This is a genomic window from Cupriavidus sp. 05N39, from assembly GCF_056397325.1.
Genome location: NZ_JBFTNE010000321.1, coordinates 1 through 445, shown reverse-complemented (window position 1 = coordinate 445; position 445 = coordinate 1). Strand labels below are relative to the sequence as shown.

Annotated in this window: 1 pseudogene; it reads right to left on the bottom strand. The window is 75.7% G+C overall.

Annotated elements, in window-relative coordinates:
• Window positions 1-56: 56 nt before the first annotated feature.
• A pseudogene (locus AC1DN0_RS41510) lies at window positions 57-445 on the bottom strand (hypothetical protein); the annotation flags it as partial.

The window sequence follows — 445 nt, the reverse complement described above, 5'->3', positions numbered from 1 at the left end:
GTTGACGCCTGCGCGGCGCTGCACGCCGTGACAGCCACCAGCGTCGGCAGGCGCGCTCAGCGTGCGTGGCTGCCGTCGTCGTCCGCGCCGTGGCCCATGCCCATGCCACCGCCACCCATGCCGCCCATGCCACCACCACCACCGCCACCCGCCTTGCCGCCGGCCTTGTCGCCGTCGCCCTTGCCCTTCGCACCGGCGCTCGGTCGCGCCGGCCCCTGCTGCGGAATGCCCACGCTGGACGGGATCGGCGCCAGGTCGAGCGCACCGCGGATGAAGTCGCGCAGCGACACCACCAACGCGGCGGTCTGCACCGGCCGGCCCTGGGCCAGCTCGGTAGCCGCGTTGGCGGCCAGCCGCACCTGGTCATCGGACGCGGCGGTCTGCACCGGCCGGCCCTGGGCCAGCTCGGTAGCCGCGTTGGCGGCCAGCCGCACCTGGTCATCGG